Source organism: Exiguobacterium sp. s122 (genome assembly GCF_018618475.1).
Classification (GTDB): Bacteria; Bacillota; Bacilli; order Exiguobacteriales; family Exiguobacteriaceae; genus Exiguobacterium; species Exiguobacterium himgiriensis.
Genome location: NZ_JACSMD010000001.1, coordinates 623570 through 648933, shown reverse-complemented (window position 1 = coordinate 648933; position 25364 = coordinate 623570). Strand labels below are relative to the sequence as shown.

The 25364-nt window shown below is 46.8% G+C and carries 29 protein-coding genes; 9 read left to right on the top strand and 20 right to left on the bottom strand.

Annotated elements, in window-relative coordinates; all coding sequences use genetic code 11:
• Window positions 1-16: 16 nt before the first annotated feature.
• From cccB to cspD, 6 genes are all read right to left on the bottom strand, one after another.
• Window positions 17-352, bottom strand: a complete 336-nt coding sequence (gene cccB, locus KNP92_RS03365) for a cytochrome c551 (RefSeq protein ID WP_214837125.1) — start codon at window positions 350-352, stop codon at window positions 17-19.
• Window positions 353-459: 107 nt separating this feature from the next.
• The gene (locus KNP92_RS03360; protein ID WP_214837123.1) at window positions 460-1317 is read right to left on the bottom strand and encodes a YitT family protein; all 858 of its coding nucleotides are present in this window, start codon (window positions 1315-1317) and stop codon (window positions 460-462) included.
• Between the two features lie 61 nt (window positions 1318-1378).
• Complete coding sequence (gene prfB, locus KNP92_RS03355) at window positions 1379-2479, bottom strand: peptide chain release factor 2 (RefSeq protein WP_214837120.1); 1101 nt, start codon at window positions 2477-2479, stop codon at window positions 1379-1381.
• 54 nt (window positions 2480-2533) lie between these two features.
• A complete protein-coding gene (secA, locus tag KNP92_RS03350) occupies window positions 2534-5056 on the bottom strand; it encodes a preprotein translocase subunit SecA (protein WP_214837117.1) in 2523 nt (840 codons plus the stop codon).
• 140 nt (window positions 5057-5196) lie between these two features.
• Entirely contained in the window at window positions 5197-5757 is a 561-nt protein-coding gene (hpf, locus tag KNP92_RS03345) for a ribosome hibernation-promoting factor, HPF/YfiA family (RefSeq protein WP_214837114.1), read from the bottom strand.
• A 313-nt stretch (window positions 5758-6070) separates the two neighbouring features.
• A complete protein-coding gene (cspD, locus tag KNP92_RS03340; RefSeq protein WP_024370455.1) occupies window positions 6071-6268 on the bottom strand; it encodes a cold-shock protein CspD in 198 nt (65 codons plus the stop codon).
• A 271-nt stretch (window positions 6269-6539) separates the two neighbouring features.
• On the opposite strand from cspD, the gene KNP92_RS03335 reads away from it, so the two are divergent.
• The 8 genes from KNP92_RS03335 (at window position 6540) to KNP92_RS03300 (ending at window position 12001) form a co-directional block, all read left to right on the top strand.
• The gene (locus KNP92_RS03335) at window positions 6540-7034 is read left to right on the top strand and encodes a competence protein ComK (RefSeq protein ID WP_034803923.1); all 495 of its coding nucleotides are present in this window, start codon (window positions 6540-6542) and stop codon (window positions 7032-7034) included.
• Between the two features lie 92 nt (window positions 7035-7126).
• Window positions 7127-8806: a hypothetical protein gene (locus tag KNP92_RS03330; RefSeq protein ID WP_251136381.1), complete on the top strand. Its 1680-nt coding sequence runs from the start codon at window positions 7127-7129 to the stop codon at window positions 8804-8806.
• A 9-nt stretch (window positions 8807-8815) separates the two neighbouring features.
• A complete protein-coding gene (locus tag KNP92_RS03325) occupies window positions 8816-9106 on the top strand; it encodes an EscU/YscU/HrcU family type III secretion system export apparatus switch protein (RefSeq protein WP_034815980.1) in 291 nt (96 codons plus the stop codon).
• The gene (locus KNP92_RS03320) at window positions 9103-9483 is read left to right on the top strand and encodes a flagellar protein FliS (protein WP_214837108.1); all 381 of its coding nucleotides are present in this window, start codon (window positions 9103-9105) and stop codon (window positions 9481-9483) included. The genes KNP92_RS03325 and KNP92_RS03320 overlap by 4 nt, the downstream gene beginning before the upstream one ends.
• Entirely contained in the window at window positions 9467-10291 is an 825-nt protein-coding gene (locus tag KNP92_RS03315) for a flagellin N-terminal helical domain-containing protein (protein ID WP_214837105.1), read from the top strand. Before KNP92_RS03320 ends, KNP92_RS03315 begins: the two co-directional genes overlap by 17 nt.
• A gap of 21 nt (window positions 10292-10312) precedes the next feature.
• Window positions 10313-10756, top strand: coding sequence for a YaaR family protein (locus KNP92_RS03310; protein ID WP_214837090.1), 444 nt, complete (start codon window positions 10313-10315; stop codon window positions 10754-10756).
• Window positions 10757-10764: 8 nt separating this feature from the next.
• Window positions 10765-11430, top strand: coding sequence for a DUF2225 domain-containing protein (locus KNP92_RS03305; protein WP_214837087.1), 666 nt, complete (start codon window positions 10765-10767; stop codon window positions 11428-11430).
• Between the two features lie 73 nt (window positions 11431-11503).
• Complete coding sequence (locus KNP92_RS03300; protein WP_214837084.1) at window positions 11504-12001, top strand: DUF1572 family protein; 498 nt, start codon at window positions 11504-11506, stop codon at window positions 11999-12001.
• A 31-nt stretch (window positions 12002-12032) separates the two neighbouring features.
• Here the strand turns inward: KNP92_RS03300 and KNP92_RS03295 are convergent, their stop codons facing one another.
• Both KNP92_RS03295 and KNP92_RS03290 read right to left on the bottom strand, forming a co-directional pair.
• On the bottom strand, window positions 12033-12659 hold the full coding sequence (locus KNP92_RS03295) for a DUF4352 domain-containing protein (RefSeq protein WP_214837081.1): 627 nt from the start codon (window positions 12657-12659) through the stop codon (window positions 12033-12035).
• 147 nt (window positions 12660-12806) lie between these two features.
• A complete protein-coding gene (locus tag KNP92_RS03290) occupies window positions 12807-12992 on the bottom strand; it encodes a hypothetical protein (RefSeq protein WP_214837078.1) in 186 nt (61 codons plus the stop codon).
• Between the two features lie 169 nt (window positions 12993-13161).
• On the opposite strand from KNP92_RS03290, the gene KNP92_RS03285 reads away from it, so the two are divergent.
• Window positions 13162-13542, top strand: a complete 381-nt coding sequence (locus tag KNP92_RS03285) for a DUF3021 family protein (RefSeq protein ID WP_214837075.1) — start codon at window positions 13162-13164, stop codon at window positions 13540-13542.
• A gap of 36 nt (window positions 13543-13578) precedes the next feature.
• On the opposite strand, the gene KNP92_RS03280 is transcribed toward KNP92_RS03285, so the two are convergent.
• The 12 genes from KNP92_RS03280 to KNP92_RS03225 all read right to left on the bottom strand — a co-directional run bounded on the left by KNP92_RS03280 (window position 13579) and on the right by KNP92_RS03225 (window position 25242).
• Complete coding sequence (locus KNP92_RS03280; protein ID WP_214837072.1) at window positions 13579-13932, bottom strand: flagellar protein FliT; 354 nt, start codon at window positions 13930-13932, stop codon at window positions 13579-13581.
• Window positions 13929-14303 (bottom strand): flagellar export chaperone FliS, encoded by a 375-nt coding sequence (gene fliS / locus KNP92_RS03275; RefSeq protein ID WP_214837069.1) that lies wholly within the window; start codon window positions 14301-14303, stop codon window positions 13929-13931. Before fliS ends, KNP92_RS03280 begins: the two co-directional genes overlap by 4 nt.
• Window positions 14304-14318: 15 nt before the next feature.
• Entirely contained in the window at window positions 14319-15974 is a 1656-nt protein-coding gene (gene fliD / locus KNP92_RS03270; protein ID WP_214837066.1) for a flagellar filament capping protein FliD, read from the bottom strand.
• A gap of 12 nt (window positions 15975-15986) precedes the next feature.
• Window positions 15987-16343: a flagellar protein FlaG gene (locus KNP92_RS03265; protein ID WP_214837052.1), complete on the bottom strand. Its 357-nt coding sequence runs from the start codon at window positions 16341-16343 to the stop codon at window positions 15987-15989.
• 118 nt (window positions 16344-16461) lie between these two features.
• Window positions 16462-17508, bottom strand: a complete 1047-nt coding sequence (gene pseI, locus KNP92_RS03260) for a pseudaminic acid synthase (RefSeq protein WP_214837038.1) — start codon at window positions 17506-17508, stop codon at window positions 16462-16464.
• Window positions 17509-17537: 29 nt separating this feature from the next.
• Complete coding sequence (locus tag KNP92_RS03255) at window positions 17538-18380, bottom strand: methionyl-tRNA formyltransferase (protein ID WP_214837035.1); 843 nt, start codon at window positions 18378-18380, stop codon at window positions 17538-17540.
• 13 nt (window positions 18381-18393) lie between these two features.
• On the bottom strand, window positions 18394-19365 hold the full coding sequence (locus tag KNP92_RS03250) for a PseG/SpsG family protein (protein WP_214837032.1): 972 nt from the start codon (window positions 19363-19365) through the stop codon (window positions 18394-18396).
• A 29-nt stretch (window positions 19366-19394) separates the two neighbouring features.
• Window positions 19395-20126, bottom strand: a complete 732-nt coding sequence (locus KNP92_RS03245; RefSeq protein WP_214837029.1) for a cytidylyltransferase domain-containing protein — start codon at window positions 20124-20126, stop codon at window positions 19395-19397.
• Between the two features lie 9 nt (window positions 20127-20135).
• Window positions 20136-21308 (bottom strand): UDP-4-amino-4,6-dideoxy-N-acetyl-beta-L-altrosamine transaminase, encoded by a 1173-nt coding sequence (pseC, locus tag KNP92_RS03240; protein ID WP_214837026.1) that lies wholly within the window; start codon window positions 21306-21308, stop codon window positions 20136-20138.
• A gap of 39 nt (window positions 21309-21347) precedes the next feature.
• Complete coding sequence (pseB, locus tag KNP92_RS03235) at window positions 21348-22313, bottom strand: UDP-N-acetylglucosamine 4,6-dehydratase (inverting) (protein ID WP_214837024.1); 966 nt, start codon at window positions 22311-22313, stop codon at window positions 21348-21350.
• Between the two features lie 67 nt (window positions 22314-22380).
• Window positions 22381-24282 (bottom strand): motility associated factor glycosyltransferase family protein, encoded by a 1902-nt coding sequence (locus tag KNP92_RS03230; protein ID WP_214837009.1) that lies wholly within the window; start codon window positions 24280-24282, stop codon window positions 22381-22383.
• A gap of 141 nt (window positions 24283-24423) precedes the next feature.
• Window positions 24424-25242 carry a flagellin N-terminal helical domain-containing protein gene (locus KNP92_RS03225; protein ID WP_214837006.1) on the bottom strand — a complete coding sequence of 273 codons (819 nt, stop codon included), beginning with the start codon at window positions 25240-25242 and terminating at the stop codon, window positions 24424-24426.
• Between the last annotated feature and the right edge of the window lie 122 nt (window positions 25243-25364).

Here is a 25364-nt window from a genome sequence, read left to right as displayed (position 1 = left end):
TCCCGTGGTCTTCGTATTATTTCTTCTCAGCGAGCCAAGCTGCAACTGCTGTGATCTCTTCGTCATCTTGAAGGACGTTCGCAGGCATGTTGCCTTTCCCGTTTCGAATAATCTCTTCAATCTCATCCGCTGACAAGCGTGCGCCGACTTGTTCAAGTGACGGACCGCTCATCCCTTCTAAGTTCGCGCCGTGACATGCCGCACAGTTTTGAGCGTATACGGCTTCCGCGTCAACCGACGCCGTGTTCGATCCCGTATCCCCGTTACTTGACGTGTCTTCCTCATCGCCGCCACCACACGCACCAAGCGTGAGCATGGCGCCGAGGCCGATAGCCATCATCCACTTCTTCATATCAGGTTCCCCTCCTAAGTTGTAGAAATAACCTACAATTACCATTATAGCCGTTCTGTAACGCTTTCTAACCTAATCTCATGAAAAGTACACAAAGATTACACAACTTACGGCACGTTGATGTAGCGTTTGTCCGACGTGAATCCTTGTCCCATCACCTCGTGCGCCTCGCTGAAGACGAGGAACGCGTCAGGGTCGATGCGGCGAATGATTTCTTTTAACCGGCTCACCTCGTTCTGCCGGACGACGACGAGGAGCATCGGACGGTCCAGGCGTGAGTAAGCCCCAATCGCTTGAATCTCGGTCGCCCCACGGTCGAGCTCGTCGAAAACGGCCCGCGTGATGATGTCGCGCTTCTCCGAGATGACGTACGCCATCTTGTCTTGCGTGAAGCCGAGCTGGACGAAGTCGATCATCTTGATCGTGATAAAGAGCGCGATGAGCGCATATAGTCCCGTCGTGAACGAGAACGTCACCGCCGCAACGAGGACGACCGCCCCGTCGAGGATGGCGATACAAAGATAAAGCGGGATGTGCGTGAACTTATGTAAGATTTGGGCGAGCAAGTCCATCCCCCCGGTCGAGGCACGTCCACGGAAGATGAGACCAAGACCAATCCCGACACCCGCACCACCGAACACGGCCGCGAGCAGCGTATCATTTACCGCGGCCCCGGCGTCAATCGCTTCATAGAATAAGATGACCCCTGGCAAGAAAATCGAGCCGACGAGCGACTTGACGCCGAAGCCGAGCCCGAGAATCATCCAGCCGATGATGAGGAGGAGCACGTTCGCCACGAGTTGGAACGCACCTGGCGAGATACCGAACAGCTCATACGTGATAATCGAAATCCCGCTGACGCCCCCGGAGGCGAGGTTGTTCGGAAGTAGAAACAAGCTGAACGCCGAGGCGACGAAGACGGATCCGGTCAGTAAATACATATAGTCTTTGACGATTTGCTTCATTAAAGGTTTTCTCCTCTACATACAACGTGGCCCAAAGACATCGGTCTTTGAGCCACATGCATCACATATTTGTCTTACGCAGGTACGCGTCGATGAAGCCCATGATGTCCCCATCCATGACGCCGCCCGTGTTCCCGACTTCATAGCTTGTACGGTGGTCTTTGACCATCGCATACGGGTGGAAGACGTAGGAACGGATTTGGCTACCCCAGCCGATGTCCGTCTTCTCACCGCGAATCTCGTCGAGCTTACGTTGTTGCTCGTCGAGCTCACGTTGGTAAAGCTTCGCCTTGAGCATCTTCATCGCTGATTCACGGTTCTTGATTTGTGAGCGCTCGGTCTGACACGAGACGACGACGCCCGTCGGCACGTGCGTGATCCGGACGGCCGAGTCGGTCGTGTTGATGTGCTGACCGCCGGCGCCTGACGCGCGGTACGTGTCGATGCGGAGGTCTTCTGTCTTCACGTCGACTTCGATGTCGTCATCGAACTCCGGCATGATGTCACATGAGACGAACGACGTGTGACGGCGGCCTGACGAGTCGAATGGCGAGATGCGCACCAACCGGTGAATCCCTTTCTCCGCTTTCAAGTATCCGTAGGCGTTATGCCCGATGATGCGGAGCGTGACCGATTTGACACCGGCTTCCTCACCCGGAAGGTAGTCGACCGTCTCGACTTTCCAACCTTGTTTGTCGGCGAAGCGCTGATACATGCGAAGGAGCATCGAGGCCCAGTCTTGCGACTCGGTCCCGCCGGCTCCCGGGTGAAGCTCAAGGATGGCGTTGTTCGCGTCATATGGGCCGTTCAAGAGGATTTCGAGCTCAAACTCGTCGAATTGACCTTTCAGCTCTGTCACCATCTCGGCGAGCTCTTGTTGCATCTCGGCGTCCGGCTCTTCTTTGATGAGCTCGAGCGTCACTTCACCGTCCTCGTGTCCGTCAGCGAGCGCCTGATATTTGTCGACCATCGCTTTCAAACCGTTCGACTCGTCGATGACTTTTTGCGCTTTCTCTTGGCTGTCCCAGAAGTCCGGGTACGTCATCTCGTTCTCGAGCTCGGCGATACGCGCCTGCTTCTCCGTCAAGTTAAGGGAAGCCTTGTAGTTGTCGAGGCGTTTTGCCATCGCCTCGAGTTCGTTCCGAATATCTGAAATTTCCATAGTGTATGTCACCTTTCCGTAGGAAAGAGGCGAGCAGGCTCGCCTCTTAAAAAATCAAGCTTGTTGTTTACCGTGGCAGTTCTTGAACTTCTTGCCCGATCCGCACCAGCACGGGTCGTTGCGGCCAAGACGCTGGTCTTCGGTGCGACGGACCGGCTTCTTCTTCATCGGGGCGTCGTCTTTCCCAGAGACGGCCACTTCTTCTTCGACGACTTTCTCACGGCGGAGGTTGTCGCCGACCTCGGCGCGAAGGACGAATCCGGTCACTTCTTCCGAGATGGCGGCGTTCATCGCGTCGAACATGTTAATCCCTTCCGACTGGTACTCGCGAAGCGGGTCGTTCTGACCGTAGGCACGCAAGTGAATCCCTTGACGGAGCTGATCCATGTGGTCGATGTGCGACATCCAGTGCGAGTCGACGGCACGGAGCACGATAATCTTCTCGAACTCGTTAAACCGCTCTGGCGGTGCGAGTTGACGTTTCGCCTCGTACTGCGCGTTCGTGCGCTCGAGAAGAAGTTCGGTGATCTCTTCGCGTTCTTTACCGTAGAAGTCTTTCCCTTCCACCGTGTGCTCGAGGGCGAGCGTCTGGTTCGCCCAGTGCGCAAGCTCGTCGATGTTCCATTCTTCCGGCACGAGTTCGAGTGGCGTATATTGTGCCACGCCGGCCTCGACCGTGTCCCGCATCATCGAACGGACGATGTCAGACACCGACTCGTTCTCGAGGATGCTTGCCCGGTCTTTGTACATGACCTTGCGTTGGTCGGCCATGACGTTATCGTAACCGAGGAGCTGTTTCCGCGCATCATAGTTGTTCCCCTCGACGCGTTTTTGTGCCGACTCGACGGCTTTTGAGACCATACGACTCTCGATCGGCTGCGTGTCGTCCATCCCGAGGCGCTCCATCATGCTCTGGAGGCTGTCGGTACCGAAACGACGCATCAGTTCGTCTTCGAGCGACAAGTAGAACTGGGATTTACCCGGGTCCCCTTGACGACCGGCACGACCACGGAGCTGGTTGTCGATCCGGCGTGACTCGTGACGTTCCGTCCCGATGATATACAAACCACCGAGATCGATGACGCCTTCTCCGAGCTTGATGTCGGTTCCGCGTCCGGCCATGTTCGTCGCGATCGTGACCGCTCCCTTTTGTCCGGCGTTCTCGATGATTTCGGCCTCGCGGGCGTGGTTCTTCGCGTTCAACACTTCATGCTTAATCTTTTTCTTCGACAAGAGCTTGCTCAAGTATTCGGACGTCTCGACCGCGACCGTCCCGACGAGCACCGGTTGGCCTGTCGCGTGCGCAGCCATGATTTCTTCGACGACCGCCTTGAACTTGCCTTCCATCGACTTGAAGATGAGGTCGGAGCTGTCTTCCCGAAGGATTGGACGGTTCGTCGGTATCGTCACGACCTGCATGTTGTAGATGTTCCGGAACTCTTCTTCTTCCGTCTTCGCCGTCCCGGTCATCCCGGCAAGCTTCTCATACATACGGAAATAGTTCTGGTACGTGATCGTCGCGAGCGTCATCGATTCGCGTTGAATCTCGACGCCTTCTTTCGCCTCAATCGCCTGATGCAACCCTTCCGAGTAGCGGCGTCCATCCATGACCCGGCCCGTGAACTGGTCGATGATCATGACTTGGCCGTCACGAATCATATAGTCGACGTCATGGTGCATGACGGCGTTCGCGCGAAGGGCGAGCCCGACGTGGTGGTTGACCGAGACGTGGTCAATCGCGAACAAGTTGTCGATGCCGAAGAACTTCTCGGCAAGGTCGACCCCTTTGTCCGTGAGTAAGACCGATTTCGTCTTCACATCGACCGTGTAGTCGTCCTCGACCGTGAGCGTGCGGACGAACGCGTCAGCACGTGTGTAGAGTTCGGTCGACTTCTGAGCCGATCCCGAGATGATGAGCGGCGTCCGCGCCTCATCGACGAGAATCGAGTCGACTTCATCGACGATTGTGAAGTAGAGCTCACGCTGGACACGGTCTTCTTTATAAAGGACCATGTTGTCACGCAAATAGTCGAACCCGAGCTCGTTGTTCGTCGAATACGTGATGTCGCAGTTGTATGCGGCCTGCTTCTCTTCGCGTCCCATGTTCGAGACGTTCAAACCGACCGAGAGGCCAAGTGCGAAGTAGAGCGGTTCCATCAACTCTTTATCACGACGGGCCAAATATTCGTTGACCGTGACGACGTGGACACCACGACCTGTGAGCGCGTTCAAATAAACCGGGAGCGTCGCGACGAGCGTCTTCCCTTCCCCGGTCTTCATCTCAGAGATGTCGCCGTTATGGAGCACGTATCCCCCGATGAGCTGGACACGATAGTGACGCATGCCAAGCACGCGTTCCGATGCCTCGCGGCAGACCGCGAACGCTTCCGGGAGAATATCATCGAGCGTCTCGCCCTTGGCAAGACGACCGCGGAACTCTTCAGACTTCGCCTGCAACTGTTCGTCAGACAACGCTTTGATCGGTTCAGCAAACGACTCGACGAGGTCGGCCGCTTTCTCTGCTTTTTTCAATATCCGTTTCTGTGGAGCAAATAAATCTTTCAAAAAGTTCGCCATACTCATATCTCCTCAGCATTCCTCTAAAATGCATGTTTTTTCCCTAATGTACAGTTTAACCGAAGTGACCCGCGCTTTCAAGGAAAGGCAAAACGAAACGGCCCCCCATGGAGGGAGGCCGTATAATAGTCAAGTTTAAATTATTCAGGTTCAATCAAACCGTATTTGCCGTCTTTTCGACGGTAGACGACGTTCGTGTTGCCCGTCTCGGCATCGGAGAAGACGAAGAAACTGTGGCCGAGCATATCCATTTGAAGGATTGCTTCTTCTGTGTCCATCGGCTTGAGCGTGAAACGCTTCGTCCGGACGAGTTCGAGCTCTGACTCTTCTTCATCATACACCGGCACGTCTTCCGGACCTTCGAGCGCTTTGAAGTACTCGCCGATCCCGCCCTCTTTGGCGCGTCCTTTACGGTTGAGTTTTGTTTTGTGTTTACGGATTTGACGCTCCAACTTGTCGACGACAAGGTCGATCGCCGCGTACATATCGAGGTTCGTCTCTTCAGCACGAAGCAACAAGTTCGGCATCGGAATCGTGACTTCTACTTTTTGCTTTTCATTGTACACTTTCAAGTTGACGTAAGCCGTCTGTGCATCCGTAGGAGTTGTGAAATACCGAGTCAACTTCTCCAGCTTCTTCTCGACATAGTCTTGGATGGCTGGTGTGACTTCAATGTTTTCGCCGCGAATGTTATAAATCATCTGAACTCCTCCTTAAAATAACCGCTTGACCCAATGATTCGTCACATGTGACGGAATCTCCTGCTTCATTTCTGAAAAGAAAGTGGAACCAGGTGGCTCATATTTAGTATACCCCGAATTCGTTCGTTATGAAAACGTTATCATCAGAAAATAATGACAATTTTGTTCCGAATGATTCGTCTCATCACGAAGTCGGTTGGTATAAAAGGTTTGTACCCGTTTGACAGATTTTTAAACGCGTATTTTAAGGTTTGTACGTTATGTGAGGAAAACAAAAAAGCCGGCTCTACGAGAGAGCCGGCTTCGTTTGAAATTATAATTTTACAACGTTAGCCGCTTGTGGGCCACGCTCGCCATCAACGATTTCAAACTCTACCTCTTGACCTTCGTCAAGTGATTTGTAGCCGTCAGTTTGGATTGCTGAGAAGTGTACGAAAACGTCTTTGCCGCCTTCAACTTCGATGAAGCCAAAACCTTTTTCTGAGTTAAACCATTTTACTTTACCTACCATGTGTAAATCCATTCCTTTCACCATTGAAGAATACAGAGGCTTTCCCTCTACCGGTAATCTTACCACCTTATGGATGGCGTGACAAACACTTTCTCAATATTTTGCAAACGATTTACTTTTTGGCTTACATTGGAATTATATTTCCCTACTTTTCATATTGTCTTGTTGAGTTTACATTTTTTGTGATATATCATGGAAGAGATGATTTAGGTTTGTGCCGCTAACATTTAGCCGATCCTGAAAATCCAATATGAGGAGGATGGTGCAGCATATGCGCCCCTACTATTCCGACGAAAAATATCGCATCACGAAACGAACCGTGGCGATTTTGCCTTGCTTCGACATGATGAAGCAGTCGCAAATCATTCTCGAAGATGGCACGGAAATCTCGACCCCGCTCAGGCCGTATCAGTTGCTGCAGCTTTCTTGCCGCCAATACAACAGCTCGATCGAGGAACGGATCTTCATCGCCAAGCGCGTCGCCGGTGTCAAAGGGAAAGTACCTGTCGTCATCGAACCGACGAGCGGTCTCGTCTTCTTCCCGACGAAATCACCAAAACGGGAAGACTGCGAATGGTACGCCTGGTCCCACGTCCGTGAAATCGTCACGGTCGAAGGGAATCCGAACGGTCTGATTGTCACGACAGACGGCCGCCGAATCCAGACGAACGCGACCGCGTACGTCCTAAAGAATCAAATCAAAGCGACGGGAGAACTCGTCGCCCGGTTCCAACAACTGAACATGAGCCCTGTGCTCGAATCTTGACCTGCCTTCCGTCACGTGACGGGAGGTTTTTTCTTATTTAATTTGCTTCACTTTTTTAAAAAGAGGTCGATATATTGGTCGAGGTGACAACTATGCAAATCCAAGCCCAATCGCTCGCCCTCGTGCAAGCGAGCGCCGGCATCCAGACGAACCGGGTTTATAAGGCCGAGCTCGTCAAACAGACCGGTCCCGACACAGCTATCGTGAAAATCAACGGCGAAGAAATGGAACTTACGTTCAAAGACGGTATGCCGAAGACGAACCCGTTCCATGTGACGCTCGCGGAACAAGACGGCACGCTACTTGCGACGGTCGTTCCGCCAAAAGAAGAAGCAGAACCGACCAGTCAACCGACGAAGCTCGAAGCAAAGATTCAGACGCTCCTCGCCGCGCTCCCACCAGAAGTACGGAGCGCCGTCAGCCGCCTGCTCCAGACCGGACGACTGCCGATGAACGCCGACACGGTTCGCTTGCTCGAGACGGCGATGAAAGGCGACTTGCGCGACGCGATCCTTCTATTGAAGACCGTGGACACACCGGACGTCCCGCGAGACGTCAAAAACATGATCGCTGCGTCGACCCTCTCTGAGGCGAGGGAGCAATTAAAGCCACCGCCGCCGGACGCACCGTATCCGCGAAAAGAACGCTTCGTCGAACTCGTTAACTTATCCCGTCCTGTGAGCGAACGCATCACACCGACACCGGAGACGGTCGACCGAATCATTCGTGACGTTCCGGTCCCGCAAAAATCGGTCGAGTCGCTTCACGTTCCGACGAACCGACCACAGTTTGATGCGGTAACGCTCCCGTCCGGACGACAAGTCGTCGTCAAGGAAGTGACGAGCCACCTCGCGAAGGTGACGAACACGTTCCGAAACGAACAAGCGACCGTGACGAAACAGCTCGGCCAAGTCGCCGCGCTCGTCGAGACGAGCCCGCATACGGCCCGCCCCGCCCTTGAGACGGTATCGACCCGGTTGACGCAACTCATCCAGAAGACGGACGCGCTGTTACATACGGACGCGACGCAAGAGAAGGCGCTCGTGTCGATGACGGCGAAACTTGACGTCGCGCTAGGCCTGCTTGCGACGAAACCGGCCGAGAGTGCCGCACTCATTAAAGAAGTGCGCGCTGCGTTGAACGACTTCCGTTACGTGCCGAACCACGTCCGACTCGAATATATCCCGCATCAAGCGAGCCGCGCTGGCGAGATCGCGAAAATACCGCCGTTCAAGCTTGACCAACAGCTATCGGGCCGCGTCATCCAAGAAACGGCGCAGCGTGTCCAGGCGTCTGGTCTCTCTGTTAAAGCGGATGCGACGAACCCAGAGGCGGTGCGTCTCGCCTCGTTCTTCCAAGTCCAACAGACGCTCAACCGGCTCGACGGTGGCCAGTTGCATCAGCTCTTGCTCGCCTTGCCGGCGAAAGTGCAAGAGATTGACACAGGCATCCACGTCCACATCCAAAACCGGGAGGCCGGGGACGTCGTCGACTGGGAAAACAGTGTCCTCTACATCCGGCTCGAAACGCCACGGCTCGGCGAGATTGCGGTGAAGCTCGAGGCGATCGACCGCAATTTACGTCTGACGCTCGAGCACGATGACAAGCGTGTCGAGACGCTCGCCCGTCCGCTCCTCGGAAAGGTCGAGACGACGTTAGAGGCAATCGGCTACAAAAGCGTGACGACGCAGTTTCGACCGCTGACGAAGACCGAGAAAGTCGAAGCCGAGCCGGTGACACCCCCGACGACCGGTTACGACTTCAAGATTTAGGAGGCCGACATGTATCAACGCATGGATTTGACGAAACGAAAGACGGCCGCCGTCGTCCGTTACGACGAGTCGACGGACCGGGCACCGGTCATCGTCGCCCGCGGGACGGGCGCCGTCGCCGATAAAATTTTAGATGAGGCAAGAGCGCGCGGCGTCGCCATCGAGCATGACCACTCGCTCCTTGGCCACCTGCTCGACCTTGACCTCGGTGACGCCATCCCGCCCGAGCTGTATGACGTCATGGCTGAAGTACTGTTGTTGATTGAAGAACTCGACTCACTTAAAGGAGAACAAGGATGAACCAGAATCAACTATACGAGATGAGCGCCGAAGAGCTGACGCAAGCGATGCTTCATGCCCTCACATATCATTATGAACACGCATTGACAACGACGATCGCCGAACGAAACCGTCACCTCCGGCAGGCGCGCGAGCTGCTCGCGAAACTACACCAAGGTTTGCACGACAACGGCGGCATCATCTCGGCCCAGCTCGATGAGATTTACTTGTATATGGCAAAGTCGAGCCTCGAGGCGTTGATTGAACAAGATTTGTCTAAAATCGAGGAATTACGTGACCTTGCGAAAGATTTAGACCACACTTGGAGTGAAGCAATGGAGCGTGCCAAGCTAACCCCGCAACCGTTAGGAGGAAACCGCTATGAAAATTACCAATAACGTTCAAGCCTTAAAAGCCTATACGTCGCTCTCGATGAACCAAGCGACGATGAAGAAGACGATGGATCGACTTTCAAGCGGTGTCCGCATCAATAAAGCGTCTGATGACGCGGCCGGTCTCGCCATCTCAGAAAAAATGCGCATGCGTCTCGACTCGTTGTCGATGGCCGAACGTAACACCCTTGACGGCATCTCGCTCACGCAGACGCTCGAAGGCGGAATGAACGAGACACACGCTCTCCTCCAGCGTATGCGTGAACTATCGGTGCAGGCAGCAAACGGTACGCTTAGTCCTGACGATGCCAAAGCCGTCCAAGAAGAAATTACCGCGCTCACTGCTGAAGTGACTCGTATCGCCGAGACGACCGAATTCAACTCGAAGAAAATCATGAACGGCGAATACACACAAGGCGCAAAAGAACTGTTCTTTCAGGTCGGTGCCGGAAGCGGTGAAGCCGTTATCTTAAATGTTGCCGACCTGCGGGCCAGTGCCCTCGAGATTGACGGTATTAGCGTGTTGACAGCGTCAGAAGCCGGGGACGCCATCGCTAAATTTGATGCCGCTATTAACGCCGTTTCACTTGAACGTTCAAAACTCGGCGCTATACAAAATCGTCTTGAGGCGAATGTCAGTGTTGTCTCTATCGGTTCAGAGAATTTGACGGCGTCCGAGTCGCGTATTCGTGATGCCGATATGGCTCGTGAGATGATGGACTTCGCCCGCCTCAATATTTTAAATCAATCTGGCATGGCGATGATTGCTCAATCGAACGCATTGCCGCAAGGCGTGTTACAATTATTGAACTAAGTAAAGAAAGGACGAGGCCTTATGGACATTCGTCGCATCATGGAGACGCAGTCTCTCCTTGGCTCTAGTAAAGCAAAGAAGCCTGAAGTTGAGCCTGGTGTCTCATTCTCGAACGTCATCGGACAAAAACGGGAGGACCGCGAACATGAACGTTTCCAACGGCAAATCGCGGCCATCCACGAGCAAGGCGAGCTCCTCGCCGAGAGCCAGACGGTCGAGGCACTCGCTGAATATAAACAACTGATTAAAGACTTTATGAAAGACGCCGTTGACGCAGCCCTTCGTCTCGAAGATAAACGCGGCTTTAACCGCCGAGGCCGTGCGAAGATTTATAAAATCGTCGAACAAGTTGATCAGAAACTACTCGCCTTGACAGATCAAGTGATTTCGGGCGAGGCGTCACGCTTGTCACTCCTCGATCAAGTCGGTGAGATTCGCGGGCTACTCGTTAACGTGTACGTATGAGGTGATGTATGGCTGAACATTTGTTTTCAAAGAAAGTGAAATGTCCGTATTGCTTAAAAGAGAGTACGACCCCACGTGTGTTGTCACGCCACATCCGACCGCAAGAAGTGGCGAAAGATGGTTACACGACGTACGACGGCGAGAACCCGTACTTGTATGAGCCTGCCGTCTGTAGCCACTGCCACCTCGTCTTCCACGACTCGTTCGACAAGGTACGGAAGAACAACCGTGAGGCGCTTGAGACGGAGTACTTTCCGCGTGTGAACGCCGACATCTTGGCCGGTGACCGGACGCCCGAACATGTTATTCGATTGTATAAATTTGCTGTGATGACGGCTCAATTGAGCGGACAGAAACCGTCCGTCGTCGCCATGCTCGGCATGCGCCTCGTCTGGATGTACCGCTTGACGGGCGACGTGAAGGCCGAGCGCGATTGGATGAAACGCACGCTCGATAAATATAACGAAGTGCAAGAAACCTACACAGACCAAGTCCGGACTGGTCTCCCGTATGATCAACTGATGTTACGAATCGCAGACTTATCAGCCGACCTTGAATTATATGAGGATGCAAGACGCTGGTATGGCATCCTTCTCGGCAGTAAGGAAGTTTCAGAGCGAATTCGAACGCAGGCAAAAGATCATTGGGAAGATTTTCGATTGGAACATACTTAAGACGGACAGGTAACTGTTCGTCTTTTTTGATTTAGGGTATGTTTAAAAGAACTCTACATAAGGAGGAAAAGCTATGTTTGAACAACGCTACATAACGGAAGTACGTGCCATTTTCCAAGAACAGAAACAACTTGCCGAAAGCGCGCTCAATCAAGTAAACGATGAAGAGTTGCATCGCGTCCTCGCACCGGACACACTCTCGCTCGCTGTCATCGTACAGCACATCTCAAACAATATGTGGTCGCGTTGGACCGACTTTTTGACGACGGACGGCGAGAAACCGGACCGCAACCGCGACGCCGAGTTTGAGGACCAGCAGTTGTCTCGTGAAGAACTTATGGCGACGTGGGACGCGCGATGGCAGTTGTTGGACGATGTGTTGGCGAGCCTCACGCCCGAAGACCTCGGCAAGACCGTCCTCATCCGCGGCGAAGAGAAGACGGCCATCTGGGCGATCGAGAAGCAAGTGTCGCACTACAGCTACCACGTCGGGCAAATCGTCTTTCTCGCAAAGCTGTTCGCCGGGGAGAACTGGAACGTGTTGACGATTCCGTTGCCGCATCAACGTTAAAAAGAGCGCATCCGCATGGATGCACTCTTTTTTATTTTGTAACATCAATCTTATACTCGTAACGGTCTTCGGCAATCTGCTCATAGTTCGCGTCGAACGGTCCGTCGACGATGAAGCGGACTTCTGTCAACTCCTCAGGCATCGTCTCGACGAAGAAGAGCACGTTCCCTTCCTTCTTCACTTTCCCTAGGAACTCGCCGCCAACATCGTCGGAGTACCAGATGTCGGCCGTCACTTGTTCTCCCGTATTCGTCACGAGCGTCGCCTGGTTCGGATGGAAACTGATTGTGTCGTCAATCGTGTTTTCGACGATGACGTTCATCGCCACGACCGTCACCGCCTCTTTCCCATCGAATAGTTCACGGTATGACTCCTCGACCGTCAGTCGTGACGTTTGGACTTTATCGATGACGAACTGAATCGAGCCAATCGTCTCATAAATATCAAGCGCCTTGTTCTTCATATAAATCTGGTTCGAGCCGAGCTCACTTTCTTGCACCTCCGTCTCTTCTTTCGGTTCAGCTATTTGTTTTTCCGTTTCTGCCGCTGCGACTTCCTCCGTGTCGGTCGCGGTCGTCTTCAGTTCGTCTGCATCTCCGCATCCGACGAGTAGTGCCAAAGGTAACGCGAGCACCAATCCGTATCGTTTCATCTTCATCAAAAATCTCCCCTTTTCATGTATGTGGTAGTTGATAAGATGAGCATACGGGTTTGTCTAGCCTGACCGGTGTAAGAAAAAGTTCAAGGTGCGTACCCTGGATAAATAAAAGTCAAGGCCATGAATCTGGCCTTGACTCCGGTTGCATTATCCTCTTGATTTCAAATCCTTTTCTTCATACGGGTCGGGCCCATCCTCAAGTGGCGCGTCATCCTCGACATACGCCTCGAGCTTCGGATCGCGTTCCACGTATTCATCGTACGCTCCCTCTGGACCGTAGACGAAGTAGCGACGTTTCTTGACTGACTCGGGTTTCACATTTTTCTCACTCATCTCGTTTCCCTCCTCATTCCAGAAATGAAGCAATGGAGCTACCTGTTTTAATGGTATTTACCCGATTTTACCGGATAACAGACGTGTTTGTATCTGTTCGAAAATCGTGAAACTTCTGAGCGTTTGTTTGCGTAGAATAGACCACTACATTGTCGGAAGGATGGGTTCGATGGATTTATTTAAGAAAGGATTGAAGCGCGGGATCCTGCTATTGGCGGCATCTGGCGCACTTGCCCTATATAATAGGTTAGTGGGCGATGCAGAAAGCGTCCGCCTCGCTTTAACTTACGGCGGCATCGGCTTCTTCCTCGGCGTAATGAGTGTGATTTACGAAGTGAGAAGATGGTCGTTCCCGAAACAGATTTTCATCCACTGGACCGTCATGCATGTGACAATTTTACCTCTCGTGTTTCTGTCCGGGCTTGTCCCGGTCAACTCCGTTCAAGACCTCGGCCGTTTGTATGTGAACTTCAACGTGAGCGGACTGATCCTGTTTGGCGTGACGTACCTCGTCTCTAAAGCCCGTCGCCAACTAAGGACCCCTTCTTGAACGACAAACAGCTCGAAGGCGCGCCTTCGAGCTGTTTTACGTCTGTTGGTCAAAGAGCCCCGCGAAATTTGAGTCAACTTCCTCGTACGGGTCAACGTATGTTTTGACGGCTTTCCGTTCTTGACGAGCCGTCCCAAGTGTCATCCCGAGCCGTTGGTGCTCGGCCTCGATCAAACGGGCAATCTTTTGACTGTCGTCAACGAGCTGACGGATGACGGTCTGGTCGGCCGCCTCTAGGTCTGGTCCGTGCGCGGCGAGCAGTTGCTCACGGTCGTCCAAGAGTTCATGGATTTGGTCCATCCACGTGTCGTACGTCGGCTCTTCCGGCACTTGCGCGAGCAGGTCCTTCAGCCGTTGCGTCTTTAAAATAATCTCGTCGATGGGTCTCATGCTTGCTTCGCGAGTTTCATCGCTTCCTTCCACGTGTCACGGAGTTCGGTCGTGAAGTCGAGCACCTCATCCAAAATCGTAGTGTCGTTTTTTACATTCGCATCTAGGAGACGACGCCAAATATACTCATAAAGTGAATCAAGATTTGCTGAGATGGCAATTTCTTTATTGAGCGTTAAACGCATCTCTTGGAAGATGGCCTGTGCTTTTTGAATATTTATGTTCTTTAAATCAATATTTCCTTGTTCAATGGCGAGTTTGGCGAGGCGCGTGAACTTGAGCGCCCCGTCATACAACATGAGCGTCAGTTCTTGCGGGTTTGCGGTCGTAACCGCGTTGTTTTGATATGCTGCATATGGATTGGATACCATGTTAAATTCCTCCTCTTACATGCCTCCGCCTAAAAATTGTTGCAGTGAGGCGGCTTGCGAGTTCGCCTGGTTCATCGCCGTTTCCATCGCCGCGAAGCGACGGTAATAAGCATTCTCTTTATTTACAAGCAACGCGTTAAGTCGCTGAATCCGACTATCAATTTGTGACATTTCGCGACCCATCGAATAGGTGGGTGCTCCAGATCCTTCTGAACCTGCGATTCGAGTGATGTTTGACCTTGCACTACCAGCCGCATCACGAATTTGAGGGAGTAATCCATTTTGAGCATTCGAAAATAGTTGATACACTTCTTCTGGATTTTTCTCGATTGCTGCTTTTAATTTTTCTTCATTGATTTCAATTTTTCCGCCGTTTGTAAAATCAGCATTTGTAGCCAGTCCAATTTGAAATAAGCGACTTGCCTCCGGGCTATTCGTCGACGAGAAGGATGAACTCCATTTTCCACGAAGATTATCCATTGCGCCACGCACGATTGTATCGTTACGTAACATGCCACTCATCGCTTTTTCTTCCCATTTTTTAATCTCGTCCTCAGACAGTTCATCGCGTTGCGCTTTTGTAAGAGGCGCGAAACTGCGGAAGCGATCTTCCCGTGTTTTTTTGTTCATCAAATCAATTGTTTCGTTGTATTTATCAATAAACGATTTGATATTATCAAAAACCTTTTGTGTGTCAGTTGCAGACGACAAATTGACAGCTTTTCCATCTGTAAACGTTGACTTCAAGGTAATTGTCATATTATCAATTGTGAACGTGTTTGAACTCTGCGTTAAGTTAATTCCGTTGATGTTTACTTGAGCATCTGACCCGTTTTTTGTCCCACTCAAAGCAAATAAGTTTTTTGCGGCTCCTTCAAATTCAATAATAGCCGAAGTTCCAGTTGACTTACCGGTGATTGAAATCTCTCCAGACGCTTCATTAAAGAATGCACTTACTCCGGTGCGTGTGCCGTTGAGTGCTGTCACTACATCTTTGAATGTAGCATTTTGGTCAAGGAAGACTGTTTCAAGATTACCACCAGATTTATTGCGCAATTGAATTTGATAGCCAGCCTCATAATGGACCTTCGCGCCTTCTGGAATCTCTACCCCATCGTCAAAAGTTATCTTTCCAGTCGCAGCGTCATATGTGTGCGCTAAATTAATCGAATTACCGTCTTTATCTGTGAATGTTGGAGTGTTCCCTGGAAGGGGTCTCAATGTAAGTTCTTTTGAAGTCGTTGTCAACGTTTGACTACGGCGACCAACATCTAACCCAAGTGAAGCAACTGAAGTAGAGTTGGTGACCAAATTCCCTCCACTACGCACTTCTGTAATATGCGAAGGCGAAGTCGCCAATTGGCTAACCGATTGAATCGAAATCGCCGAATTTCCACTTGATGGGCCACTGACTACTGATACACGTGTATCGTCAGAAGAAGACGCTGTTTTAGCGTAAAAGTTTCGACTAAAGATTAAATCAACTGCGCTCGTTCGTAATGCAAGTAGCGATCGGTTAATCTCACGGTAAGCATCGCGTTTCCATTCGGTCACTTGCTTTTTCTGTTCAAGACGATCGACTGGTACTCGTTCCGCCTGCATCAACGATTTGATTAATGTATCCGTATCAATACCACTGGCAAGTCCGCCAAATCGGATTGGTGATGTCATCGTATGCCTCCTTTATACACGTTCGTCGAATAATCGATTGAACTCCATAAACGCTGCAAAGAAATCAAGTGATTTTTTGCTAGGAATTTCTCGAATCACTTCGTTATGGGAATCGAGGATTTGAATGTAAAAATCGTTCAATTTTTCGTGCTTAACAAATTTAAGTCCGGTTTGCTGTTGCTCCAACACAAGATTTGCCTTCTCGACTGCCGTTTCGAGTTTCGTAATATGTTGAGGAGTCGGTAAGACAACGATGCCCTCATCAGCAAGTCGCTCTTGATTTGCCTCAACAAAAACGTTTTTAGTCTGTTCGTACGGCAAAACAGAAGAAGGTAAGTGGAGTCTGACTTCAGAGATGGTCGGATTCATAGGCTTCTCCTCTACATGTTTTGTTCTCATTAGTTATATCGACCAAAAGTGATGATGTTTTAGTATTATTCCAGATGCTCATTCCCATAGAAAAAAGACGACTTCACGTCGTCTTAGGTTATTGCATCAAATTCCAACTCATCGGAGTACCACGCTCAACGTCTACTCGTGCTACTTTTCCAATGATTGACGTAAGATGTTTTGGCGCTAATCCATGACCTGGTCGAATACTTCGGACATGTTCGGTCGTGAATACTTCTCCCGCTTGAATATCTTTTACAACAAACAACGAGCGTGAAAACTCTCGGCTTTTTACTTTTTTCTCGTTTAATTGATAATCGACGCGACCTAATGCCTGTTCCGCATCTCGAACGGCATCTACCATCGCTTTAAATTCGTCTGGTTCCAAGGAAAAACTGGCGTCTGGGCCTCCAATTTGCTTATCCAGAATGAAATGCTTCTCAATTACAGAAGCTCCTAATGCAACGGAAACGACAGGCACGGTTATTCCTAGCGTATGATCTGATAATCCGACTTCGACACCAAACGTTTCTCTCATGTTTTGCATCGTAAGGAGATTGGCATCTTCGATTTTAGCCGGATAGGCGGATGTACATTTCAATAAAATAATTTGTTCATTCCCGACCCGCCTACATACGTTCACTGCGTCCTCGATTTCTTGCAGGGTCGCGATACCCGTTGAGATGATGATTGGCTTTTGTTTAGATGCCACATACTCGATAAGTGGTAAGTCTGTAATCTCGAAAGAAGCAATTTTATAAGCTGGAACGTCCAAACTCTCTAATAAATCCACCGCAGTCGGATCAAATGGGCTAGAGAAGCAAATGATATCCAGCTCTTTCGCATAATCCATCAATTCTTGATGCCATTCCCAAGGTGTATAAGCTTCTTGGTAAAGATCGTATAGGGTCCTTCCGTCCCAGATGGTACCGCTATTGATTTTGAAATACTCATTATTCGAATTTATTGTAATTGTATCTGGAGTGTAGGTTTGCAACTTAATTGCATCTGCTCCAGATTCTTTCGCAGCTTTTATCGTGTCGAGAGCAGTTTGAATGTTTTGGCAGTGGTTTGCAGATAATTCTGCAATAATAAATACATTCTTGCCATCCCTTACAGAAACATCTTGGATTTTAATAGACATTATTGTACACACCTCATAGTTAATCGCAGTTAAAATATTTCGTAGTCAACTATCTTTAAAACATCACTTTTACATCTTACATAATATATGTCGTCTATTTTCTCGATTATTCCAATATCTTCAACCATATTCACTACATTAGCTTCTCTAACAAGCTTGTGTATTACTATTTTTCTTCCATCTTTTAAATAATAATAGGCGCCTGGATATGGTTTAGCCTGTGCTCTGATGAAGTTTATTATTTCGATTGAATTTTTAAAAAAATCTACATAGCCCATTTCCGGAGTTCTTTTTCCAAAATAAGTTGCTTGTTTCTCATCTTGTTCCTTTAGTAAAGTTCCATTTTGAATATCTTTTAACGAATCTAATAGCAACTTCGGATATTCTTTTGCGTATTCTTGTAACAAATCATATCCAGTACTTTCTTGATCAATTTTAATTTTTACTTGCCTGATTATTTTTCCAGTGTCTACACCTTCATCGATTAAATGCGAAGTTACACCACTGTAATCTTCTCCATTTATAATACTCCATACATGTGGTGTCCTACCTCTGTATTTTGGTAAAAGTGAGCCGTGAAGATTTAAAGCAACTCCTACAGAATTAATAATTTCAAGGGGTAGAATATACCTATAGTTCACGCTCACTAAATAGTTTGGACTTTGATTTAATATCTGACTGAGTAAATCACTTTTTTCTTTTCGCAAATCTATATATGAATACGAAATGTTATTTAACTCACAATATGTATCTACACTATCTTTATCCAATTCTCTATGGGTTAGTACAAAGGAAATACTATACTTATTATAAAGTAAAGTTTCTAAGCATATTTTCCCTAGTTTACCAAAACCACAAAAAATCATAGTCATTGTAAACTCACCTCTATTCTAACAATCGATTAATAATTCTTGCGCAACCTTTTCCATCAACTAAACCTTTAGATTTGTGTGATACTTCTAATCTATTATTATAATTTTCAAGATTATTTATTTCATAAATTAGATTTTCAAACCATGAAAAGTCTTCTGAATCAATCACATTATTGACAATATTAAACTTGAGCAAACCTTTAATATTATCACTTTGATTTTCAGCAGTTTTAATTGGAATAAACGGTGTTTTCGTTACAATGAGTTCGTAAATAGTTTGTCCTGCAGCTGTAATTGTAAAATCAGAAGCCTCCATTAATCGTCTCATTTCGTTAGCACTTGCATTTTCGATTAAAGTAACATTTTTTATAGGATTCCTTTTAATAAATTGAGCAATATTATCGTTGTTACCAACAACGATATCAAATGAAAGAGTTGAAAAATGAGGAATCACTTTTTCTAATATTATATTTGTTAATCCTTTTGAATCTGATCCACCTAAAGTTACAAGTACATTTTTTGCCCTTTTGTTAACCGTTCTATTAATACTCGTATGAAATTCTTTTCTTAGAATAATGTAATCTTTTCCACCAATTCTGTTTTTCTTGTTTTGACACACAAATTCTTCATTCAAACTAGGATTCAACGTAATTCCTTTAGGATAATTTAATCTATTGTAGTCATCAATATACATGCACTTAATTGAATTTAACTCAAGATACTCAAGGATTTCCATGTCAGCAACATAAGAATCAATAATACAATAAGTTTTATCAAATGAAACTTCTTTAAGATACGATATAGATAACCAATTCGCTATTCGATACGTTCTATCAGCTAACATACCAATTTTCTTTAAATCAGTATTGATTATTAATTCTACTTCTAATCCTCTAGCCAACAATTCATCGTATAATGCACTGCATCTAGAGATGTGACCAAATCCATTAACTGTTCCACCCTCAGTAAAAATTATGACATTCATACAAATACCTATCCTTTGTCAAAGTTCCGTCAATATTTTTTTTGTTCAATATGAGCATTGATATTAATAAGATTTGGATTATTATTTAAAAAATTTAAAATGTCAGATAGATAAAATGAATGATTTCTATCGTACAATTTTTTATATATTAGTGTGATAAGTTCTAAATCTTCTTCAGTATCTAGTGTCAATCGATAGTTTGAATAATCTTCATGACAAATGTAATGATATATGTTTTGACTTTTTTCATACATATATGGTGTAACATGTTCCATATGATACTTCTCACTATAGTTGTAAAATGCATCGTTTAGCATTTCAACTGAGAAAATTTCGACATCTAGTCCTCTTGGAAATGTTCTCTTACTCGAAATGGGGCCGGAATTTGTCACCATCTCATATTGATTGTAATGATATTTTTCAACCATTTGATCAATTATCGCTGGGTCGATTAACGGGCAATCAGAAGTTATTCGAATCACCACATCAGCTTTTACTTCTCTCGCTGCCTCATAATATCGACTTAACACGTTGTCTGAACTCCCCCGATAAACGCGAACGCCGTATCGCATCGCCTCTTCATATAACACGTCATCTTCGCTCAGTGTTGTTGTTGCTACAACAATTTCGTCAATCAATCTCGCTTGTTTCACACGTTCGATGACATGTTCTAGGACGGTTTTGTCTTGAAGTTTCATCAACACTTTACCTGGAAGTCGAGTCGAACCCATTCTCGCTTGAATAATAGCCACTGTTTTCATCGTTACTCATCACTTCCCATATCGTGTTAATACTTTTTTAACCGCATCGATGACATCATACACATCATGTTCTGTCATAGCTGGGAATAGAGGAAGGGTGATGATATCCTCATACAACGCCTCAGCGTTGGGACAAATCCCTTTTGAATAACCAAGCTCTTGATAATAAGGCATCCAATGGACAGGAATATAATGGACGTTGACGCCGATGTTTTCGTTTAATAACGCTTCAAAAATTTCTTTTCGAGAAACACGAAGTTTGCTTTGATTTAATCGAATGATGTATAAGTGCCAGCTTGATTCACCAATCTCGTCCTGGTAAGGTGTCGTCAATTCAGGTAAATCGCGAAATGCTTTTTCGTATAGTGCGACATACTGCTTTCGTAACTCGATAAACCGTTCGATTTTTTTTAATTGACTTGTCCCGAGTACTGCTTGAATGTCGGTCATGCGATAATTGAACCCTAAAAACTGCATCTCATAATACCAAGGACCGTGGGTATCCATCAGTTGATTGGCATTTTTCGTAATTCCATGTGTACGAAATTGCAATAGCTTTTGGTAATAACCTTCATCGTTTGTTGTGATAATTCCGCCTTCTCCGGACGTGATATGTTTCACAGGATGAAAACTAAACATGGTCATGTCGCTTAATGCACCGATTCGTTTCTCTTGATACGTTGCACCTAACGCATGGGCGGCATCTTCAATCACGACCAAACCATGTTCGTTTGCGATGCGATGAATTTCCTGCATGTCCGCGGGTTGTCCTGTAAAATGGACAGGGATGATGGCTTTCGTATGCGGTGTGATGGCTCGTTCAACCGCTACCGGGTCTAGGTTATATGTCATAGGATCGATGTCCGCGAACACAGGCGTTCCTTTTTGATAAAGGACACAGTTTGCACTCGCTGCAAAGGTCATCGGTGTAGTGATGACTTCGTCACCTTCCTCGATTCCAGCTGCAAAACAAGCACCGTGTAAGGCGGCTGTCCCATTCGAAAAAGAGACAGCGTAACGGGCTCCAACGTACTGAGCGATAGCTCGTTCGAATTCATCAACGGCAGGACCTGTCGTTAAAAAATCACCTCGTAACGTTTCGACTACTGCTTGAATATCAGCTTCATCAATCCATTGTTTTCCATAGGGTAAAAATGTGTTTCGAACAGGTTGATCAATCACTCTAAACTCCCTCTCATCAAAACGATTAAGTGGTCTACTTCACTTCACTAACTCTCTTAATTCATCGACCGTTAGCCATTGATTGTTTACATTACTTACGTACGTAAAGCCTTCTGGTAATGATTTACCACCGTTTCTATATTCGGTACTCCACCAAGGAAACTCTGGTTGAATGACAAAATAATCATCGTATTCTAACGTGTTTCGTGCATCATCTTCTGTAATCATTGCTTCATGCAACTTCTCGCCCGGTCGAATTCCGACAATTTTGATGTCACAATCCGGAGCAATCGCTTCAGCCAAATCGAGAATCGACATACTTGGAATTTTCGGGATGAAGATTTCGCCACCGTTCATACGAGTCAAGCTATCAATGACGAATTGGACGCCTTGATCTAACGTAATCCAAAAACGAGTCATCCGATCATCGGTCACTGGAATGACCGTCGCTCCATCCCGCTTCAACTTTTTAAAGAATGGCACGACGCTACCGCGGCTTCCGACAACGTTTCCATAACGAACAACTGCAAAACGTGTGTCTTTATCCCCAGCGTACGAATTCCCTGCCACAAACAACTTGTCAGAGGCCAATTTTGTAGCCCCATATAAGTTAATTGGACTTGCAGCTTTATCTGTACTTAATGCAATGACTTTTTTAACACCACGGTCAATTGCGGCTTCAATGATATTTTGCGCCCCGTGAATGTTTGTTTTTACAGCCTCGAACGGATTGTACTCACATGCACCAACATGTTTAAGCGCAGCAGCATGAATGACAATATCCACCCCATCAAAAGCACGATACAGGCGTTCTTTATCTCGAACATCTCCGATAAAGAAACGGACGCGGGGATCTGTAAATTCTTGCGCCATTTCATATTGTTTTAGCTCGTCGCGACTAAACACGATCACTTTTTTAACATTATGCTTTAATGCGGCCTCGATAAATTTTTTCCCAAATGAACCCGTCCCGCCTGTGACTAAAATCGTCTGATTCGTAAACATCTTTATATACTTCCTCTCTCATGCAGAATGCACAAATCGAATAGTTTTCAATTTCATTTTTTTGCTGTCATGTAATGGTCTCTACATATGTCCGTTTGATTGTTCGAAGTTGAGTCTCTAGCTCTTGAATTGCCTCAAACATGCGTAACAAAATAGAAAGACGCATCGCACTCGTTCGATTGTATCGATTGTGGAATTTAATTTTATTTTGAATGATTAATAGATTTACAAGCTGCAATGGCATAATATGTGTGCGGAACGAAGGCGCTTCAATCATTGCGTCCCAATCGCGTAACATTTTTTCAAATTCATCGACTGTCACTGCTTTTTGCTGCGTGATACGGTGTAATCGTTTTGCGAGAGTTTGCAACCGGTCCAAGACACTATCTAACATTCCTTGAACGTATTCGATAGGAATATTTAAATTTGGAGCGTCCACTTTTTCAAGCTTCCGCTTTTGAATTGACTTTGTTTGAAGCGTTTCAAGCGATCTATATGATGCACCTTTAATAAGTGCGCCTTGTTCTGCATAATTAATCAATTTCTCAGACAAACCACCATGTGATTTAATGAGTGATTGATAGCTCGTTAAAAAACCGAATAAGACCGGAGTCGTTTTACCCATTTCGCCATTATTTAACGGAATATCATATAATGTTTTATTAAACTGTCCGTCCGTAGAAGAAACCTCTTTGACAGAAGCGCTATAATATTCGCCTTCTCTCAACGCTAAATCTTGTCCAATTAATCCAATTGAATCAAAATCTAAATAATTTGCAAAAGCAACCGCTGCTAACGCTACCGTTGGGTAAGTACTAAATACTGTTTTCGAAAAGGTCAATAGATCTTGTGTGAGCTGTGCATCCGCATATGGGATAAGTAACCCATTTGCTCGTTTCGGAATCTGATGATTCACTTGCAACGAATATACAAGAGGCATATCTAATTCGATATCTTGGAAGAAATGAGCATTTGCTTCTCCTGCGTCAATCGAGATAACAAAGTCAGGTCGAATTTCATGATCGAATAGTACTTTTACGGTCTGACCGATGGCGATGATGTAATAAGCATGTTGTGCCTGTTGAAGGTAAGGAATAGCGTCTTCTAATGAAGGCCCACCAGCAATCATTAGCGCGTGGCTTCCTTTATATTGGTGTTTAAGACTATCGATAGTAATAATACGATCTAAATTTTCTTTTAAGTAGCTCGCATTTTGAAACGATTCTTGATACCAGCTTTCTGTATATACTTTCCGAGTAGTCAAATCAATTCGACTTTCACTCAAATAGTTGCGAACCAACTTTAAGAGTTCAAGTAGGGATTGGGTATCCTCGTAAAGAGGATGCTTGATGACTTCTGTTTTCAGACCAATAAATGATTGAAACTTCGATTGTAGTAGAGTTTTAGAAGCATCTTTCGAGTCATTGAAAGATAATACCGTATCATTTTTTACATCGGCAGGTAAGCTAAGTGGATCGATTGTCAATACATGATATTGTTTTAATAACTCTGCATGAAACATTCCACTTCCATACCCTAATAGAATAATGGCTTCCGTATCCTCACTTATCCTCGCCTGTAACTTTTCGAATTCCATAATCGTTTCATTAACGAAATAATGGTTGTTTTCGTGTTGCTTCACAAGAGCCATTTCATTCTCGTGGTAACGAAACGGGAAAACAATTTGATTTTGATTTTCCATAGCCAATAACGATTCATATTCTGTAATTAATAATTGCAAATTGTCATAGATAACGTTAGCAAATAATTGTTTGTTCTCTTGTTTTATAGCTTGAAGCTGTAATACGTGTTCTGGTGTACAAATACCGTTTGATTGAATTTTTTCTCCAAATAGACGAATCATTTCAACAATTTCATCAAGGATGTCCGAAGCATCACTTTCTGCCAATAAAATAACTTGTTTTGAAATTCCGTGAAGCTCGTCTAATATTTGCTTTAGTTGCGACATAAGTTACCCCTTCATATACAAGTTCGTTTAATTTCAGTATACAATTATGCTATTTTAATATCGATACTTTGGAAAAAATATTTAAAAAAAGGGAAACAGACGTAATGTCTGTCCCCCTCTATTTGTGACTTTAAGAGAATCTTAACGTAACAACTGAAGTACAGCTTGTGGCTGTTGGTTCGCTTGAGCAAGCATTGCTTGAGCAGCTTGGTTCAAGATGTTGTTTTTCGTGAAGTTCATCATTTCTTTCGCCATATCTACGTCACGGACACGTGATTCAGCAGCTTGAAGGTTTTCAGCTCCAACGTTCAAGTTGTTGATTGTGTGCTCAAGACGGTTTTGTGTAGCCCCGAGTTTTGCACGCTCAGAAGATACCGTTGTAATAGCAGTGTTAATTGTCGTAATCGCTGCGTTTGCACCAGATTGATCTGAAATGTCAACATCTTGAATAGAAAGTCCAGTTGCAGTCATGTCAGCAATTGTCAATTCGATGTTTTGACCAGAGTTTGCACCAATGTGGAATTTAAGACCAGTAGCCGAGAACCCACCGTTCATCAACGTCTTCGTGTTGAATTCAGTGTTGTTCGCGATACGTGAGATTTCACTTGTCAACTCTGTTACTTCTTTTTGAAGCTCAGAACGATCATCGTCAGTGTTCGTATCGTTTGACGATTGAACTGCGAGTTCACGCATACGTTGAAGGATTGAGTGCGTTTCGTTCAATGCACCTTCAGCTGTTTGGATGAGTGAGATTCCGTCTTGAGCGTTACGTGATGCTTGATCAAGACCGCGAATTTGTCCACGCATTTTTTCAGAGATTGCAAGACCAGCAGCGTCATCGCCAGCGCGGTTGATGCGAAGGCCTGAAGAAAGTTTCTCCATTGCTTTCCCAGAGTTCGTTGTGTTGAACGACATGTTACGGTGTGCGTTCATTGCGTTAAGGTTGTGGTTGATAATCATTGTAATTTCCCTCCATAGGTTTAAGTTTTTCCGCTCTTCCAAATCCGTTTGTCCGAGCATACAAGGTTTAGGCCGGCCCCTCACCTTGTATTAGTTGGAACGTTTTAGCGTTTCCATACTCT